The following is a 17,422-nucleotide window of genomic DNA, read 5'->3' as shown; positions in this document are numbered from 1 at the left end:
CGGGTGTTCCCGTGGTGGTGACCATGGGAACACTCCTCGGGCTTCCACCACGCTGCCTACACGGCCGCCAGGGCCTTGCGCACCCGCTTCGCGGAGACCGACTCCCGGGTGCCGAGTTGCTGCGCGAACAGAGAGACCCGCAGTTCCTCCAGTTGCCAGCGCACCGCGGCGACCCGGGCCCGGCGCACCGGGGACAGTGACGGCGCATCCACGGCCTCGATCTCCTCGGCGAGTTGCTGCACCTGCCAGGCGAGGGAGGCATCCCGGTTCGGGTCGGCCTCGGCCTTGGTCAGGCGTGCGGCGTCGGCCTTGAGGTAGCGCGGCAACTCGCGCAGCATCGCCGGGGGAGTGGCGGACACGAACCCCGGGTAGACCAGGGACGCGGCGTGCTCGCGGATCTGCTGCAGGGTGTTGAGCAGCGACATCGCGGTGGCGCGGCGCACCTGCGTCTCCAGGTCTCGGAAGGCGGCGAGCACCTTCACCACCTCGCCGACTACCGCGTACACCGCGTCCTCATACCCCGGGCGCAGGCGAGCGATCAGGTCGGCGTAGGCGGCGCCGTCGCGCACCGCCACGAGGTCCATCCCGTCGGTGAGCCTGGCCACGGCGGCCGCCTGCACGTCGGCGACGAGCGCCGCGGTGTTGCGGTACGGGCTCGAGGCGAGGGTGAGGGCCTCCGTGCCGGTCCAGCGCGAGGTGATGCGACCCTCGCCCAGGGCGAGGTCGGCGAGCAGCAGCGCCCGTACCCCGGCCGCGTGCTCGGCCTGGGCCCGGTCGGCCTCCGAGAGCACCCGCAGCGCCACGCCCTCGCCCTGCGCCACGAGCGCCGGGTACCCGGCCACCTCCAGTCCGCCGACGACGGTGCTCACCTCCCGCGGGATCGCCGCGCCGAGGTCGGCCAGGGCCCTCACGCGCTCGCGCTCCACGGCCCCCGCCGTCGTCAACCCCGTGCCATCTCTCCCAGCGCTGCGGCTGTGCCCGGGTGTGCCAGGGAGTGGTGATCCTTGTCGCGAGGCTGTCGGGGAAGGTGCCCCGGACGATGGTGGGACTGCGCGGGTGGCGGCCGGGGCGCCTTCCCCGACAGCCTCCCCAACGGACCCGGACCCGGACCCGGCCGACGCCTCCCGCAGCGCCCGCCGCACCGCCGTCTGCACGGACGCCTGGGACTGAGCCGCCAGCCGCCGCTGCAGGTAGGGGAGGTCCCCGCTCTCCTCCACGAGCTGCCCGCGGTCCCCGACCACGCGGAAGGTCATCCGCAGGTGGGCGGGCAGCCGCTGCGCGGCCTCGGCGAGGGCCTCGGGGGGCACGACGACGCCGCGCACCTGCCGCACGGCGCTCGCGAACGCCTCGGCGAAGGTGGGCGCGCCGGGGCCGGCAGGGGCGACGTCGTCCCACGCGGGCAGGAGTTGGACGGCTGCGGCCGCGGTATCCGGTGCGGGCACGAGCTGCACGCGCACCGGCTTGGGCAGGGCCCGGATCGTGGCGGTGACGAGGTCGGGCAGCAGGTCCGGCACGAGCCAGTCGAACCCGTCGGCGCGCAGCCGCGGCAGCACCGCGAGCGGGACGTGCACGGTGACGCCGTCGGCTGCCTCCCCCGGGGCGAACTGGTAGGTCAGGGGGAGTTCGAGGTCCCCGCCGGCGGGCAGCTCCTGCCGCCAGGTGTCCGGCAGGCCGGACTGGTCGACGTCGTGATGCCCCGGGGCGAGCACGTCCAGGGTGTAGGTGAGCAGGTGGGGAGTCTCCCGCCGGGCATCCTTCCACCACGCGTCGAAGGTGCGGGAGGTGCCGATGTGCTCCGGGAGCCGCTCGTCGAAGAAGTCCACCAGGGCCTCCTCGTCCGCGAGCAGGTCGGGGCGCCGGGTGCGTTCGGCGAGCTCCGCCGCCTCCTCGCGCAGCGCGCGGTTCTTCGCGGCGAACCGGTGGTGGGTGTTCCAGGCGTCCTCCACCAGGGCGTGCCGGATGAACATCTCCCGCGCCCCGGCCGGGTCGACCTTGGCGTAGGGGACGATGCGGTCGGCCACGAGGGTGACGCCGAACAGCAGCACCTTCTCGTGGCACATGGCCGCGCCCTGTTTGCTGGACCAGTACGGCTCGGAGTGGTTGCGCTTGACCAGGTCGGCGCCGAGCCGCTCCGCCCACTCCGGCTTGATGCGGGCGTTGGTGCGGGCGAACAGCCGGGAGGTCTCCACGAGCTCGGTCGCCATGATGAACGCCGGGGGTTTGCGGGCAAGGACCGAGCCGGGGAAGGGCACGAATCGGGTGCCGCGTGCCCCGGCGTACTCCCGGCGGCGTTCGTCCCAGGAGCCGATGTGGGAGAGCAGACCGGCGAGCACGGAGCGGTGCACCGCGTCGGCGTCGATGACCCGCTTGCGGATCACGCCCTCGCCGGCCTCACCCGGCAGGGAGCCGCGCGTCTCGGGGCGGATGCCGAGGCCCTCGGCGAGCTGACGCAGTTGGCCGTGGACGTCCTGCCACTCCCGGATCCGCAGGAAGTGCAGGAACTCCGCGCGGCACATCCGGCGGTACGCGGAGGAGGAGCGCACGTGCCGCTGGTCGGACAGGTAGTCCCACAGCGTGATCAGGCCGATCAGGTCGGAGGTGGGGTCGGCGAACCGGCGGTGGGAGGCGTCGGCGAGTTCCTGCTTGTCCACGGGGCGTTCGCGCACGTCCTGCACTGACAGCGCGGCCACGAGGATCAGCACCTCGGCGACCACCCGATTCTCCTGCGCCTCGATGAGCATGCGGCCCAGCCGCGGGTCGATGGGCAGATGCGCGAGCTGGCGGCCGACCGGGGTCAGCCGCACCTGCGCATCGTCCGGGTTCTCCGCGATGGCGCCGAGTTCGGTCAGCAGTGCCACGCCGTCGCGCACCGCCCGGGTCTCCGGCGGCTCCACGAACGGGAACTCCTCCACCCGGCCCAGGCCCAGATCGGCCATCTGCAGGATGACGCTGGCCAGGGAGGTGCGCAGGATCTCCGGCTCGGTGAACTCCGGGCGTCGCTCGTAGTCCTCCTGGCTGTAGAGCCGGATCGCGATACCGTCCGCCACGCGACCGCAGCGGCCGGAGCGCTGGTTCGCGCTGGCCTGGGAGACGGCCTCGATCGGCAGCCGCTGCACCTTGGTGCGCGTGGAGTAGCGGGAGATGCGGGCGTAGCCGGTGTCCACCACGTAGCGGATGCCCGGCACGGTCAGCGAGGTCTCGGCCACGTTCGTGGCGATCACCACGCGCCGGTAGGGGTGGGACTGGAAGACCCGGTGCTGCTCGGCCGCCGAGAGCCGCGCGTACAGCGGCAGCACCTCCACCGCGCCGGGCGTGGTGTTGCGCTCCCCGGGTGCGGTGAACCGGGGGCCGAGACTGTCGGCGAGGGCGTCGGTGGCGTCGCGGATCTCCCGCTCCCCGGAGCAGAAGACGAGCACGTCGCCGGTGCCCTCGTGCATCAGTTCCGCCACGGCGCGGGCGATCGCCGTGGGCTGGTCGAGGTCCTCCTCGGGAGGGGTCGCGGGTACGCGGCCACCTGTGGGTGGAGCGGAGGCGGGCTCGTCGGGGTCGTCGGTGGGGGGCTCGGGCGTCAACGGCCGGTAGCGGATCTCCACGGGATAGGTGCGGCCGGTGACCTCGATGACCGGGGCGGCCACGCCGTCGTCCCCCACCCGGGGGGTGACCAAACCGTCCGGGGTCTGCGCGAAGTGTGCGGCGAACCGGTCGGAGTCGATCGTGGCGGAGGTGATGATCACCTTCAGGTCCGGGCGCCGTGGCAGCAGGCGCCGCAGGTAGCCCAGGATGAAGTCGATGTTGAGGGACCGCTCGTGGGCCTCGTCCACGATGATCGTGTCGTAGCGCGTGAGGGCCGGGTCGCGCTGGATCTCCGAGAGCAGGATCCCGTCGGTCATGACCTTGACCAGGGTGGTCGGCTTCACCTTGTCGGTGAAGCGCACCTGGAACCCGACGGCGCCGCCCAGCTCGACGCCCAGTTCCTCCGCGAGGCGGTCCGCCACCGCGCGCGCGGCGATCCGCCGGGGCTGGGTGTGCCCGATGGTGCCGTGGATGCCGCGCCCCAGTTCCAGGCAGATCTTGGGGATCTGGGTGGTCTTCCCCGAACCGGTCTCACCGGCGACGACCACGACCTGGTGGTCGCGGATCGCCGCGGCGATGTCCTCACGCCGCGCCGTCACCGGCAGTTGCGGCGGGTAGGAGATGGCGGGCAGGGCCGCCCTGCGCTGAGCGATCAGCTCCGGGCTGGGCGGGCGGGGTGCGCGACGGCGCTGCTCACCCGGTCCCGAGCGTGCACCCCGCCGGCGGGGGCGTCGGCGCTGGGGCCGGTCGCCGTCGGGCGTGCGCGGCCCGGGCGTGTGTGGGTCGGGGCGGGAGTCCATCACCCGCCATCATCCCAGGTGCCTCGCGCGCGATCCCGATCGGCCCGAGGAGTCAGGTGCACACCTCGAAGAACAGGCGCGAGAGCACCACCACCTGATCGGTGCCCGGCCGGTCCAACCACAGCACGTTCGTGTACCGCAGCCCGAAGGAGGTCAGCGGCCCGGGGTAGGTCGCCACCACCTCGTAGGCCGCGTTGGTGCCGTAGATGTCGTTCTGGAAGCTCTTGGACACGCTCCACGGCGTCGTGAGGGAGCCGACGCCCGTACTCACGTCGACACCGCTCACCATCGGCGCCCGCCCTGGGGACCAGGTGAAGGATCCGGTGAGGGCGATGGCGTCCAGGTACGAGCCCTGACCCACGTGCGGCCAGTGCTGATCCGCGGTGCCGTCGATGTCGCCGATGGCAAAGGTGAGGTTGCGCACCGCGATCGGGGCGCCACCGCTGGTGAAGTTCACGGTTGCGGTCTGGCCGGAGTTGCGGGGTGCGCGCTGGAACAGCGGCAGCGAGCGACGCTTCGTGGTGTTGGACGGGTCGATGTCGACCACGGTATTGATGGGTCGCAGATTCGCGCCGGAGGTGGCGTCGAGGAGGGTGACCCCGGTATCCGGGGTGGAGGTGACCGTCACCGTGATGGGAGCCCCCGTGGCGGAGGTCGCGACGCCGGAGCCGGCGCTGACGGAGGTCCGGGACCACGTGGAGTAGTCCAGGACGTACTGGTGGCAACCGCTGGCTGCGAGGGCCGGGGCGGTGGCCGCGAGGGAGACGATCGGCATGGACCAGGCGGCGGAGTGCACCAGCCGTCGGCGAGTGAGCGGATGCGATGCCTGATGGCTGGTGTTCGCCACGCTGGCCTCCAGGGAGCTCGGGGGCGAAGGGGATGCGCGCCGCGCGTCGCGGTATCCGGGCCGGGTGGCCCTGACCCGTGGGCAACCCGCCGCGCGCGTGAGGTGGCGAGGGCTCAACAGGGGACGTCGAAGTACAACGGGGAGACGAACACTGCCTGGTCGTTGCCGATCGGGGAATTGTCGCTGATCTGATTGATGTACGTGAGGGTGAAGGTGGTCAGCGGACCGGGGTAGGTCACGCGGACCTCGCGCCGGCCGGTGGTCAGGTAGTCGCCGTCGCCGGTGTCCCGAATGCGCCACCCGTTCCCGAGGGTGCCATCGCCTGGCCACGCCGTCGTCGGCAGCGTGGCGCCGGTGGGAACGGTGGGTCCGTACCCCGTGGTCCACGTGAACCCCGAGCTGAGGCTGACGGCGTCGCGGAAGTACCCGTTCGCCGGAGTGTTCACATCGGTGTCGATGTCCCCGATCGCGAACCGCAGGTTCGTCACCGGCCGCGCGAAGGTGAACACCACCTGCTGGCCGGACTTCATGTTCGGGGCGTTCATCCCCAGGCCCAGGGTGTCGAGTTGGGGTCGTGCTTCTGAGGAGGTCGCCCCGTCCACGATGTTCACCACGCTCTTGACGACCGCGACGTTGCCGGGGAGCCCGGTTGCGCCGAAGGTGACACCGGAACCTAGGGCGCTGGCAACGGCGCTGATCAGGACGTCGGGGCCACCGTTGACGGATGTCGCGTTCCCGCTCGCCTTGGTCGAGGTGGTTGTCGTGACGGTCCGCGTCCACCCGGTGTAGGCGTAGGCGTAGGCGTATCCGCCCTCGGGGCACGCGGAACCCGAGGCGTGAGCGGGGGCGCTTGCCGCGAGTGCGACCACGGGAGCGGACCACGCTGCCGTGGTCAGGACCGCCCGGCGGCTCGGCGAGCGAGGCTCGCCAGCAGCGGAGTGCGTCGGGATGGCGGGCATGGTCCCTCCAAGGGGGGCGTGGCGTGCCGTTGCGGCGAGCGTAGGGGGTGCGTGCGGTGTCGCAACGCGGGGGGCGCCGTGGGAGCGTGGATGAGATCATCAGGGTATGCCAGGTTTCCTCCCCCTGAACGACGGCACCCACCTCCCCGCCCTCGGCCTCGGCCTGTACAAGGTCGCGCCCGGCGAGTGCGCCGCCACGATCACCTCGGCCGTCGGCCTCGGCTACCGCCTGCTGGACGGCGCGAGCTTCTACGGCAACGAACGTGCCGTCGGGGAGGCGATCAGGGCGCTGGAACAGGACCGCGGCATCCCGCGTGAGGACCTGCTGGTCGCCTCGAAGTTCTGGGGCGAGCCGGTGCAGTCCTACGACCAGGCGATGGCCGACTTCGAGGCCACCGAGTCGGCTCTCGACATCGGCCCCCTGGACCTCTACTACATCCACTGGCCGCGCCCCTCCCAGGACAACTACGTGGACACCTGGCGCGCCCTGGTGGACCTGCAGGCGCAGGGCCGGGTGCACACGATCGCGGTGTGCAACTTCAACGCCGAGGAGCTCACGCGGCTGATCGAGGAGACCGGTGTGGTCCCGGCGATCAACCAGGTGGAGTCCCACCCGTGGCTGCCGCAGCACGAACTACGGGCCTTCCACGCCCGGTACGGCATCCTCACCCAGGCCTGGAGCCCCCTCGGCCGGGGGCGCATGCTCGCCGTCCCCGCGATTCGCGGCATCGCCGCCAAGCACGGCTGCACACCCGCGCAAGTGGTGCTCGCCTGGCACCTCGCGCTGGGCGGCGCGGCCATCCCGAAGTCCACCCGGGCCGAGCGGCAGCGGGAGAACCTGGCGGCGGACTCGGTGTTCCTCGACGCCGACGACATGGCGCGGCTCGCCGCGCTGGAGAACGGCACGCACACCGGCACCTCGCCGGACGAGCGCCGCTGACGGCGATCTGCGCCCCGCGCGGTGCCCTCGCCCCGCGCGGTGCCCTCGCTCAGGGCGGTGGACCCCTCGCCCAGGGCGGTGGAGTTGCCCCCCGCGGGCCCCTCGTGCGGCGTGTCCCCGCCGACACGCCGTCCGCGGGCTGAGCAGACCTCCCTCAGCGAGGGTCACGCCGCCCTCAGCGAGGGTCACGCCGCCCTCAGCGAGGATCACGCCGCCGTGAGTGCGACGCCGCACTCCGCCGCACGCCATCCGCGCACAGTCAGCGCCCCGGCCGGGCGCCCCGGTCGGGCGCCCCGCGGCGTTCCGCAGGCCGAGTGCGCCGCTGTGCGTCAGGATGGGGGAACCAGATGTGAAACGGTCGCGAACCAAGGAGTGGCAATGCAGCTCGGAATGATCGGACTCGGGCGGATGGGCGCGAACATCGTGCGCCGCCTGATGCGCGCGGGGCACGAGTGCGTGGTGTGGGACGTGGACGCCGCGGTGGTGGCGCAGCTCGCGAAGGAGGGCGCCGTCGGCGCCGCGGACCTGGAGGACTTCGTCTCCAAGCTCACCGGTCCGCGCAACATCTGGGTGATGGTGCCCGCGGGCTACGTGCAGTCCACCATCGACAAGCTGGTGCCGCTGCTGGACGCCGGCGACGCGATCATCGACGGCGGTAACTCCTACTACCGTGACGACATCGACCGGGCCGCGCAGCTGGCGACCTCCGGCATCCACTACCTCGACTGCGGCACCTCCGGTGGCGTGTGGGGCCTGGAGCGCGGCTACTGCCTCATGATCGGCGGCGAGACCGAGATCGTGCAGCGCCTCGACCCGATCTGGGCCACCGTGGCACCCGGCAAGGGTGACGTGGAGGAGACCCCCGGTCGCGCCCCCGGCGGCACCGCTGAGCAGGGCTACCTCCACTGCGGCCCGAACGGCGCCGGCCACTTCGTCAAGATGGTCCACAACGGGGTCGAGTACGGCATGATGGCCGCGATCGCCGAGGGCCTGTCGATCATCAAGAACGCCGACGTCGGTAAGCACCAGCAGGAGATCGACGCCGAGACCACCCCGCTGCGCGACCCGCAGTACTACCAGTACGACATCAACGTGGGCGACGTGGCCGAGGTGTGGCGCCGCGGCAGCGTGGTCGGCTCCTGGCTGGTGGACCTCACCGCCGCCGCCCTGGCGCGCGACCCCGAGCTCGCGGAGTTCGGTGGCCGAGTCTCCGACTCGGGCGAGGGCCGCTGGACCGTGCTGGCGGCCGTGGAGGAGGGCGTCCCCGCGAACGTCATCCAGGCCTCCCTGAACGCGCGGTTCGCCTCGCGTGACCTCAACGACTTCCAGGACAAGGTCCAGTCGGCGATGCGCAGCGAGTTCGGCGGGCACAACGAGAAGCCGGCCTCCTAGGCAGAGTCTCGCGCGGCAGCGCGGCGACGCCACAACGCGACGGCGCCCCGGTCACGTGACCGGGGCGCCGTCGTCGTCTCACGCCTAGTCGGCGAGCACCTCGAACTCGCTCGCGAGCAGGTCCGCCTCCCGTGAGCTGGCGCCCACGAGCAGCCGGAAGGCGCCCGGCTCCACCACGCGCTCGCCCGCCGCGGTCACGATCGAGCAGTCGGCGACGGCGATGCTCACCTCGACCTGCTCGCTCGCCCCGGGCGTGAGGTCGACCTGGCGCACGCCCTTGAGTTCCTTGCCTGCCCAGGTCACCGACGTCACGACGTCGTCCACATACACCTGCACTGTCTCCCTCACCGGGCGTTCGCCGGTGTTGGTGACGGTGACCACGGCGCGCACGTGCTCGCCGTCGTGCACCCGCGGCGTGAGGACCCGCAGGTCGGCGTACTCGACCGTGGAGTAGCTGCGTCCCTGCCCGAACACCCACTGTGGCTCCTGGGTGAGGTCGGCGTACCGGGTGCCGTGCTGGTGCGGGATGGCGTTGTAGAACACCGGCAGCTGGCCCACGTGCCGGGGCCAGGAGATCGGCAGCCGGCCGGTCGGCTCGATGTCACCGGCCAGCAGCTCGGCGAGGGCCTGCCCGCCACGCATCCCCGGGTTCCCGGCCCAGATGATCGCGTTGGCCCGCAGCGCCGCCTCGGGCAGCACGTGCGGCTTGCTGGCGAGCACGACGACGATCAGCGGCTTCCCGGCGGCGCTCGCCTCGGCCTGGACCGCCTCGAGCAGCGCGACCTGGCCCCCGATCAGGTCCAGCGTGGCGGTGGAGCGACCCTCGCCCACCAGCTCGATGCGGTCGCCGACCACGGCCACCACCGCATCGGACTCGCGCACCGCCGCGACGGCCTCGGCGATCATCGCCTCGTCCGGCTGCGCGGGGATGACCACCTGCGGGCGCGGTTGCCCGTCGGGGAAGAACGCGCCCGCGGGGTCGGGACCGAGGGTGAGGATGTCCGCACCCCGGGCGTGGGTGACCTCCCAGCCGGCGGCGCGGGCGCCGTCGAGCACGGTCGAGATCATCTCCCGGGGGTGGCCGCCGCTCATCCAGGTGGCCTGCCCGGAGTTCCCGGCCCAGTCACCCAGGGTGGTGTCGGGATCGTCGGCGTTCGGACCCACCACGGCCAGGCGGCGGGTGCTCGAGGGCAGGGGGAGGGCGCCGTCGTTCTCCAGCAGCACGAGGCTGCGGCGCGCGATCTCGAGGTTCAGCTCCGCGTGTGCCGCGGAGCCGATGACCGCGCGCTGACGCTCCTGGTCCGGCAGCCGCGGGTCCTCGAACAGTCCCAGGGCGAACTTCTGCGTGAGGATCCTGCCCACCGCGGCGTCGATCGCGGCCTCGGGCAGTGAGCCCTCGGCCACCGCCGCCTGGGCGCCCGCGAAGAACTCCGGGGTCGTCATGATCATGTCGTTCCCGGCGAGGACGGCGCGCCGCGCCGCATCGGTGAAGTCCGGCGCGATCTGCTGGATCCGGACCAGCTGCCCCACGTTGTCCCAGTCCGTCACGAGCATCCCGGTGTAGCCCCAGGCACCCCGGAGGGTCTCGTTGAGCAGCCAGTCGTTGATGGTGATCGGCACGCCGTCGATCGCCTGGTAGCCGAGCATGAACGTGGCGCAGCCCTCCCGGGCGACCCGCTCGAACGGCGGGGTGTACCAGGACAGCATCTTGCGACGGGAGACGTCGGCCTCGGAGGCATCCCGCCCGCCCTGGGTCTCGGAGTAGGCGGCGAAGTGCTTCGCGGTGGCCAGGATCGCCGTCGGGTCCTCCAGACCCTCGCCCTGGTAGCCGCGCACCATCGCCGAGGCCAACTCCCCGATCAGGTACGGGTCCTCCCCGAAGGTCTCGCTGACCCGGCCCCAACGGGTGTCCCGCGCGATGCACAGCACCGGGGAGAAGGTCCAGTGCACCCCGGTGGGGGCGACCTCCACGGCGGTGGCCCGCGCGACGGCCTCCACGAGGGCGGGATCGAAGGAGGCGGCCATCGCCAGCTGTGTGGGGAAGATCGTGGCGCCGGTGAAGAAGGAGTGGCCGTGGATGCAGTCCTCACCGATGAGCAGCGGGATGCCCAGGCGGGTGGTCGCGGCGAGTTCATGGGCGAGGGCGAGCTGGGCGGGGGAGGCGTGCAGGATGGAGCCGACGTGGGTTCCCAGGACGAGCTCGCGGATCAGGTCGGCGTTCGGCGCGCCCGTGCTCGGGTCGGTCTCGCGATCGTCGTACGTGGTGGCCGAGAGCTGCATCATCTGCCCGACCTTCTCCGGCAGGGTCATGCGGGACACGAGGTCCGCCACGCGCTGCGGGATCGGCAGGGCGGGGTTGCGGTACGGGGCGTCGGCGGGGGCCGGCGCCGTGGCACCGGTGAGGGTGGGGGGTGTCTCGGGCACGAGGTCTCCTTCGGCGTGGGTGCGCTCCCACGGTAGCGCGAGCCGGGCGGAGGGTCGAATCGATTCGATGCTTGCGCGGAGCGCACGACCGACATGGCCCGGGGTGGCCCGGGGTGGCCCGGGGTGGCCCCCGGGTGGCCCCCGAGTGGCCCCCGAGCCGCCGCCCTGTCGGCACGGGCGTCACGCCGTCGGGCCCCTCGACGAGCGCAAACGACGCGTTCCCACTACCGTGACCCGGCAGAGCGCCTCCCCCCGATGCGCTCCCGGCGCAAGGAGGAACCCCCATGGACATGGTCGACACCGAGAGCTACTTCTCCCCCGGCTACTTCTTCGCCGGTCTGATCGGCTACATCATCGCCGCCCTGATCCTCGGCTTCGTCTTCTCCAAGGCGGGCAAGCCGGTGTGGGCGGCGTTCGTGCCGATCTACAACATGATCGTGCACCTGAACATCGCCGGACTCAGCGGCTGGTTCTTCCTGCTGTACTTCGTCCCCCTGGCCAACATCGTGCTGGCCATCATCGTGGCGATCCGGGTGGGTCAGGCGTTCGCCCGCAGCACGGCGTTCAGCATCCTGTTGCTGTGGCTGTTCAGCCTGATCGGATACATCATCCTCGCGTTCGGGCAGTCCACCTACGACCGCAACCGGATCGGCTGAGCGTCCGGCCGGGCGCGCGTGCGGCACGTGTGGCGCGCACGGCGCGGAAGTGGGGTGGGGTTACGCGCCACACGTGACCCGTGGGGTGACCTCCACGTAGGGTGCATCCCCCGGCGCAGTTCCCGCACCGAACTCGGTGCCTCCACAGCACTCGGTGCCTCTACGGAACTCAATGTCCGGCTCGATGCCTCATGGCCGTTCCGCAGCCCCCTGCCGCTCGACTCCTCGCGGGCGCCACCCGCGGGTCATGAGGAAGTCCAGGCAGACCAGGGTCCATGCGGCGAGTGCGAGCCAGATCGCAGCCGCGCCCCACGCGCCGATCCCCGGGACGGGTTCGCTCTCGCCGATGGTCATGCTCGCGACCGAGTAGACCGCCATCGGGAACACCATGGCCCACAGTTGGGTGTTGTAGCGCGCGCTGACATGCCGGCGCAGGTGGCGCCATGCCCCCAGGAGGAGGAGCGCGGGCGCGAGCCACGTGGCGAAACCCCACAGGATCATGGCCGTGCCGCCGGCGATGCCGTGCGTGGCGGCGGCCGCTGGGCTGCCCCCGGCCATCAGTTGAACGTGTCCGGCCGCCAGTGCCGAGATCGCCAGCGCCCCCATCACGACCCAGAACGACGGCACCAGGGCGTTCGCGCTGATCCCGAACCGCGCGACGCGCAGGATCAGCAGCACCCCGACCACCGCGTACAGGCCGAGTCCGGTGGCCCAGGAGATCACGGCGATGACGGCGAGCACATCGGCGAACCGTGCGCCGGACGGTTGCAGCATGGCGGCGAGCACGGCGATCGACTGTGCCGCCACCACCCAGACGAACCAGGTGCCGTCCACGGTGGTCACGACCGGAGGCTGCTGTGGCGCCACGGCACCGTCAGGGTGGCTGCGTTGCAGCACGAGCCATGGCACGGCGTATCCCAACCCCAGCCACAGGACGAGGGCGGCCGCCAAGGCGATGCCGGCTACCAGCGGATGACCGGCGACGGCGAATCTGATGCCGAGCACGCTGGTGGAGACGACCACGGCGAATATGCCGAAGGCGCGGGATCCCACCTGCAGGTCCTCGGCGACGCGCCGTGGGTAGATGACCGCACGAGCGAGCAGCAGCAGTGTGAGCACCACCCATGCGATCCCGGCCACCCACCACAGCGCCACGGACAGCGCGGGCTGCTCGATCAGGGAGAGGCCGATCGAGAGCACACCGGTAGCCATGACGAACGCGTGCGCCGCGGGTGGCAGTGCCCGGACGATTCCGGTCAACCACGTCATGCCATGGTCCTTCCTGTGGTGCAGTCGCAGCCTCGCACGAGGTCGGACACGGCGCACCCCGGACACGGCGCACCCCGGACACGGCGCCCCCCGGACCCGGGCGCCTCCCGGACCCGGGCGTGCCGCACGGCTGCTGGCCTGCCTCGGCCCCACATCACCGTGGGCGCCGCGAGCCTGTCCGCGGGTCTCCCGCACCCTGAGACGGCCGGACTGTGGGTTCGGGCCGGGACCCGTTCTAGGGTGGAGCGGTGAGTGACGCACTGATTCTCGACGGCGACGGCACCGGTGGCAGCGCGGGCGCCGCGGGCCTCCTGGCGCCCGGCGCGCGCCTGGAGGCCATTGCCCACGGCGGCGACCTGTTCCAGGGCCCGGTCTGGCTCGGCGATGCGCTCGTGTGGAGCGACCTCGAGGCCAACACCGTGCTGGCGTGGGACGCCGATCGCGGCACCCGCACCTGGATCAGCCGCTCCGCGTTCCAGAACGGCCACGCGGTGGACTCCCAGGGCCTGCTGTATGCCGCCAGCCACGGGGAGCGCGCCGTCGTGCGGCGCGAGGCGGACGGGCACTGGGTCATCGTGGCCGACCTGCTGGTGGACCGGCGGTTCAACGCCCCGAGCGACCTGGTGGTCACCGGCGAGGGCGCCGTCTGGTTCACCGATCCTCGCACCGGCCTGACCGACCCCGCCCAGGGCTACGGCGGCGAGGCGGAGGTCGACGGCGCCCACGTCTACCGGGTCTCACCCGGGGTGCGGCGCGGCGGCGTGCTCGGCGGCGTGCAGTGCATGAGTGCGGACCTGCCGGCCATGAGCGCGCCGACCGGTCTCGCCTTCAGCCCCGACGAGACCGTGCTGTACGTGACCGACGCCGAGGAGGACGTGGTCTGGGGCTTCCGGGTGCGCCCTGACCTCGACCGCATGCTGATGAGTCACCGCTGGCTCGTGCACACCAGCGTGCACGGCACGCCCCGGGGCGTGCGCGTGGACCCCGCGGGGCGCCTGTGGGTGACCTCGAGCGCGGGCGTGGAGATCCTCGGTGCCCCGCCGCGCGGCGGGAAGGCACCCTACCTCGGGGTGTTGCGCACGCCGTCGCCCGCCACGAACCTGGCCTTCTCGGCCGACCATCGAGTGCTCGCCATCACCACCACGCACACCGTGTTCCTCGTTGCCCTGGGGGACCTCGCTTAGGCTGGACGCGTGCCAGCACGCATCGCCGTCGTGATCACGGTGTCGGACCGCAGCGCCGCCGGCGAGCGCCCCGACGCCTCGGGTCCGCGCGCCGTGGAGCTCCTGACGCAGGCGGGCTTCGGGGTCAGTTCGAGCGTGGTGCCCGACGGCGCGGCCTCCGTGACCGAGGCCCTCACCCTGGCCCTGGGTTCCGGGGCGGACCTCGTGCTCACCCTGGGCGGCACGGGTATCGGTCCGCGGGACCGCACCCCGGAGGGCACCGCACCCGTGCTGGACCGCGAGGTGCCGGGGATCGCCGAACTGCTGCGGGAGCGGGGGCGCCGTGCGGCCCCCGCCGCCGCCCTGTCCCGTGGGATCGCCGGGGTCGCCGGGTCCGCGCTGGTGGTGAACCTGCCCGGGTCACCGAAGGCCGTGGCGGAGTCCCTGGAGGTGCTGCTGCCACTGGTGCCGCACGCCCTGGACCAGATCGCCGGGGGTGACCACTGATGACGTGGGAGCCGGACTGGGCGCGCGTCACCGCCGAGACGCTGGAGGTGAGCGACCACCTGGATGCGGTAGCCGACCCCCGGTGCGGCGCCGTCGTCACCTTCCTCGGGCAGATCCGCGACCACGACCCCGGCGCCGAGGGGGAGGTGACCGGGATCGCCTACTCCGCGCACCCGGACGCCACCGCGGCCCTGGAGCGGATCGCGCGGGAGGTGGTGGCCGGGGCCGTGCCGCACGAGGATGTGAGGCACGAGGAGGTGGTGCGGCTGGCGGTCTCCCACCGCGTGGGCGACCTCGCGGTCGGCGACCTGGCGCTCGTGGCCTGCGTGGCGACGGCGCATCGCGCCCTCGCGCAGGATCTCTGCCGGGAACTGGTCGAGCGCATCAAGGTGGAACTGCCCGTGTGGAAGAAGCAGCACACGGCCGACGGCGCGAGCCACTGGGTGGGCCTGTGAGGGTCCCGGTGAGCATCGGATCCGCGCCGGCGCCACTGGACGGCGTGCCGCGGGAGCCCGATCCGCGCCGTGGAGCGCCGATCGTGGACGGCCACGGCCGGGTGCACCGCGACCTGCGCATCTCCCTGACCGACCGCTGCTCCCTGCGCTGCACCTACTGCATGCCGGAGCAGGGCAACGAGTGGTTGGCGCGCTCCTCGATCCTCACCACCCCCGAGATCGTGCGGATCGCCGGGGTGGCGGCCGAGGCGGGGATCTCCACCTTCCGCCTCACCGGTGGCGAGCCGCTGCTGCGGCGCGATGTGGTGGACGTGGTGCGCGGCATCGCGGCGCTGCGCACACCGGCCGGGGAACCGGTGCAGGTCGCGATGACCACCAACGGCATCACGCTGCCGCAGTTCCTCCCCGCGCTGATCGAGGCCGGGCTCAGCCGGCTGAACATCAGCCTCGACACGGTGCACCCCGAGCGGTTCCGGGAGCTCACCCGGCGCGACCGGTTCGACGACGTGATGGCCGGCATCGCCGCGGCCCGGGCCAGCGGGTTGCGCCCGCTGAAGATCAACACGGTGGCGATGCGGGGCGTGAACGACGACGAGCTCCCCGACCTCGTGGCCTACGCGATCTCGCAGGACGCCCAGTTGCGGTTCATCGAGCAGATGCCGCTGGACACCGGGCACACCTGGGACCGTGAGCGCATGGTGACCCGCGAGGAGATCCTGGCGGCGCTGGGCGAGCGGTGGGATCTGGAGCCGATCCCTGGCCGGGGTGGTGCGCCGGCGGAGCGCTGGCGGCTGACCGGTCCGGGGTCACCCGCCGGCGAGCACACGGTGGGGGTGATCGCCTCGGTGACCGCGCCGTTCTGTGGGGCGTGCGACCGGATGCGGCTCACCGCCGACGGTCAGCTGCGCAACTGCCTGTTCGCCCGCGGGGAGTACGACCTTGTCGCCCTGCTGCGCGGCCGGCAGGGCGCGGGCGGCGAGGCGGGTCACGACGGCGTGGACGACGCGCTCATCGACGCGCAGTTGCGGGCCTGCATCGACGCGAAGCTGCCCGGTCACGGCATCAACGACCCCGGCTTCCTGCAGCCCGACCGCGGCATGAACGCGATCGGCGGCTGACCCCCGCGAGGTGGTTCTGCAGGTACCGCGAGGTGGTTCTGCAGGTACCTTCTCGGGGGCAGGGCTCAGCCGCCGGCGAAGGGCGGCAGCACGTCCACGACGGCGCCCGCGGGGATCGGCGCGTGGGGCCCGTCGGCGCGCTGGCCCGCCACCAGGACCGAGCAGCGCCCGAGCACGTCCACGGCCAAGGGGCCGCCCCGCTCGGCGAGCTCGGCCATCAACTCGCCCACGCTCCCGGCCGACGTCGCTACCTCGTGGGCGCCGACGGCCTCGGCGGCCCCGGCGAAGAGCCGCACCGTTGTCGCCGTGGTCATTCCGCCTCCTGCGACAGCGCGGTGGCCCGTACCTGGAGCCCCAGCCGCGAGATCTCGGCCGCCACGGACTCCCGATCGGCGCCGTCGGGCACCGACCGCGCGACGGCCACGCCGAGCAGGAACGTGCTGAGCGGCGCGGAGGGCCGGTTCACGCCGCGGGAGACGTCCCGTGCGACATCGAGCACCTCGCCGATATCGGTCGCGTCGAGCCGTTCGCTGAGCCCGAACAGGCGCGCGACGGCGTCCGCCCAGTCGGTCAGGTCCTCCGGCGGCAGGTGGTGGGCCGGGCGCGGTGGGGTGGTCATGACTCCATCCTCTCTCGGTGCGATCGGCGTGCGGCGGCGCGCGCACGCATCAGGTCCTCGGGGGTATCGACGTCGGCACTGGCCCCGTGCGGATCGGGCACCTCACGCAGGTGCAGGCGTCCGAAGGCGGCACGCAGCGGCAGCCCCACGAGTCCGTCGGGTCCCTCGGTCGATGCCGCCGCGCACGCCGCACGCAACGGGCCGATCCGGTAGCACCCGGCGAGCCACTGCCGCCTTCCGGCGTCGTCCACCACGAGCCAGCCGTCCGCTCCCTGCACTCGCTCTCGAGCCACCCCCGCGCCGTCGTCCTCCGCTGGCGACCCCGTCAGCAGCAGCGGAATCACCTCGCCCGCACGCGGCAGATCGCACGCCAGCACCATCACCCACGCTTTCCCGGGCAGGTCCGGCAGCGCCAGCAGTCCCGCGGCCACCCCGGCCAGCGGCCCCGCGAACGGCGGATCCTCCCGGGTGACGACCACGCCCGCACGCTCGAGGCTGGGCGGGTGCCCCACCACCACGGCGCGCTGGATGCCCGCGGCGGATACGGCGTCGAGCACCCCGTCCAGGAGGGGTATGTCCCCCACCCGCACCCGCCCCTTCGGGGTGCCCCCGAGACGCGAGCCGCGTCCGCCGGAGAGCACGATCGCGGCATCCGGGAGCCAGCCCGGCTCCGGCTCCGAGTCGGCGCTCACCCCCGTGC

15 protein-coding genes are annotated in these 17,422 nt (G+C 72.7%); 7 read left to right on the top strand and 8 right to left on the bottom strand.

What is annotated here, in order from left to right:
* Nucleotides 1-56: 56 nt before the first annotated feature.
* The 3 genes from hrpA to ATL40_RS13105 form a co-directional block, all read right to left on the bottom strand.
* A complete protein-coding gene (gene hrpA, locus ATL40_RS13115) occupies nucleotides 57-4,373 on the bottom strand; it encodes an ATP-dependent RNA helicase HrpA (protein WP_098470494.1) in 4,317 nt (1,438 codons plus the stop codon).
* A gap of 52 nt (nucleotides 4,374-4,425) precedes the next feature.
* Nucleotides 4,426-5,220, bottom strand: coding sequence for a hypothetical protein (locus ATL40_RS13110; RefSeq protein ID WP_098469935.1), 795 nt, complete (start codon nucleotides 5,218-5,220; stop codon nucleotides 4,426-4,428).
* 113 nt (nucleotides 5,221-5,333) lie between these two features.
* Entirely contained in the window at nucleotides 5,334-6,179 is an 846-nt protein-coding gene (locus tag ATL40_RS13105; RefSeq protein WP_098469934.1) for a hypothetical protein, read from the bottom strand.
* Nucleotides 6,180-6,285: 106 nt separating this feature from the next.
* Between ATL40_RS13105 and ATL40_RS13100 the strand changes: the two genes are divergently transcribed.
* Nucleotides 6,286-7,119, top strand: coding sequence for an aldo/keto reductase (locus ATL40_RS13100; RefSeq protein ID WP_098469933.1), 834 nt, complete (start codon nucleotides 6,286-6,288; stop codon nucleotides 7,117-7,119).
* Nucleotides 7,120-7,497: 378 nt separating this feature from the next.
* Complete coding sequence (gene gnd / locus ATL40_RS13095; protein ID WP_098469932.1) at nucleotides 7,498-8,511, top strand: phosphogluconate dehydrogenase (NAD(+)-dependent, decarboxylating); 1,014 nt, start codon at nucleotides 7,498-7,500, stop codon at nucleotides 8,509-8,511.
* A gap of 84 nt (nucleotides 8,512-8,595) precedes the next feature.
* Here gnd and ATL40_RS13090 read toward each other — a convergent pair whose 3' ends face one another.
* Entirely contained in the window at nucleotides 8,596-10,935 is a 2,340-nt protein-coding gene (locus tag ATL40_RS13090; RefSeq protein ID WP_245867100.1) for a glycoside hydrolase family 3 N-terminal domain-containing protein, read from the bottom strand.
* Between the two features lie 284 nt (nucleotides 10,936-11,219).
* On the opposite strand from ATL40_RS13090, the gene ATL40_RS13085 reads away from it, so the two are divergent.
* Nucleotides 11,220-11,591, top strand: a complete 372-nt coding sequence (locus tag ATL40_RS13085; protein WP_098469931.1) for a DUF5684 domain-containing protein — start codon at nucleotides 11,220-11,222, stop codon at nucleotides 11,589-11,591.
* Between the two features lie 189 nt (nucleotides 11,592-11,780).
* Here the strand turns inward: ATL40_RS13085 and ATL40_RS13080 are convergent, their stop codons facing one another.
* On the bottom strand, nucleotides 11,781-12,860 hold the full coding sequence (locus tag ATL40_RS13080) for a tellurite resistance/C4-dicarboxylate transporter family protein (protein WP_098469930.1): 1,080 nt from the start codon (nucleotides 12,858-12,860) through the stop codon (nucleotides 11,781-11,783).
* A gap of 248 nt (nucleotides 12,861-13,108) precedes the next feature.
* Here ATL40_RS13080 and ATL40_RS13075 point away from each other — a divergent pair, with 248 nt between their 5' ends.
* Genes ATL40_RS13075 through moaA form a run of 4 tightly spaced genes read left to right on the top strand, consistent with a single transcriptional unit; the run spans nucleotide 13,109 to nucleotide 16,103 of the window.
* A complete protein-coding gene (locus tag ATL40_RS13075) occupies nucleotides 13,109-14,044 on the top strand; it encodes an SMP-30/gluconolactonase/LRE family protein (protein ID WP_098469929.1) in 936 nt (311 codons plus the stop codon).
* 9 nt (nucleotides 14,045-14,053) lie between these two features.
* The gene (locus ATL40_RS13070) at nucleotides 14,054-14,530 is read left to right on the top strand and encodes a MogA/MoaB family molybdenum cofactor biosynthesis protein (RefSeq protein WP_098469928.1); all 477 of its coding nucleotides are present in this window, start codon (nucleotides 14,054-14,056) and stop codon (nucleotides 14,528-14,530) included.
* Nucleotides 14,530-14,985, top strand: a complete 456-nt coding sequence (locus ATL40_RS13065) for a molybdenum cofactor biosynthesis protein MoaE (protein WP_098469927.1) — start codon at nucleotides 14,530-14,532, stop codon at nucleotides 14,983-14,985. Before ATL40_RS13070 ends, ATL40_RS13065 begins: the two co-directional genes overlap by 1 nt.
* Nucleotides 14,986-14,993: 8 nt before the next feature.
* Complete coding sequence (moaA, locus tag ATL40_RS13060; RefSeq protein WP_425443383.1) at nucleotides 14,994-16,103, top strand: GTP 3',8-cyclase MoaA; 1,110 nt, start codon at nucleotides 14,994-14,996, stop codon at nucleotides 16,101-16,103.
* A 65-nt stretch (nucleotides 16,104-16,168) separates the two neighbouring features.
* Here the strand turns inward: moaA and ATL40_RS13055 are convergent, their stop codons facing one another.
* From ATL40_RS13055 to mobA, 3 genes are read right to left on the bottom strand one after another with little or no spacing between them, the layout of a single operon-like run.
* The gene (locus ATL40_RS13055; protein WP_098469925.1) at nucleotides 16,169-16,417 is read right to left on the bottom strand and encodes a MoaD/ThiS family protein; all 249 of its coding nucleotides are present in this window, start codon (nucleotides 16,415-16,417) and stop codon (nucleotides 16,169-16,171) included.
* Complete coding sequence (locus ATL40_RS13050) at nucleotides 16,414-16,722, bottom strand: DUF6457 domain-containing protein (RefSeq protein ID WP_098469924.1); 309 nt, start codon at nucleotides 16,720-16,722, stop codon at nucleotides 16,414-16,416. Before ATL40_RS13050 ends, ATL40_RS13055 begins: the two co-directional genes overlap by 4 nt.
* Complete coding sequence (gene mobA, locus ATL40_RS13045; RefSeq protein ID WP_098470492.1) at nucleotides 16,719-17,414, bottom strand: molybdenum cofactor guanylyltransferase; 696 nt, start codon at nucleotides 17,412-17,414, stop codon at nucleotides 16,719-16,721. Before mobA ends, ATL40_RS13050 begins: the two co-directional genes overlap by 4 nt.
* Between the last annotated feature and the right edge of the window lie 8 nt (nucleotides 17,415-17,422).

Origin of the sequence: Serinibacter salmoneus, from assembly GCF_002563925.1 — a bacterium.
Lineage (GTDB): Bacteria > Actinomycetota > Actinomycetes > Actinomycetales > Beutenbergiaceae > Serinibacter > Serinibacter salmoneus.
This window is presented reverse-complemented; position numbering and strand designations above follow the sequence as displayed.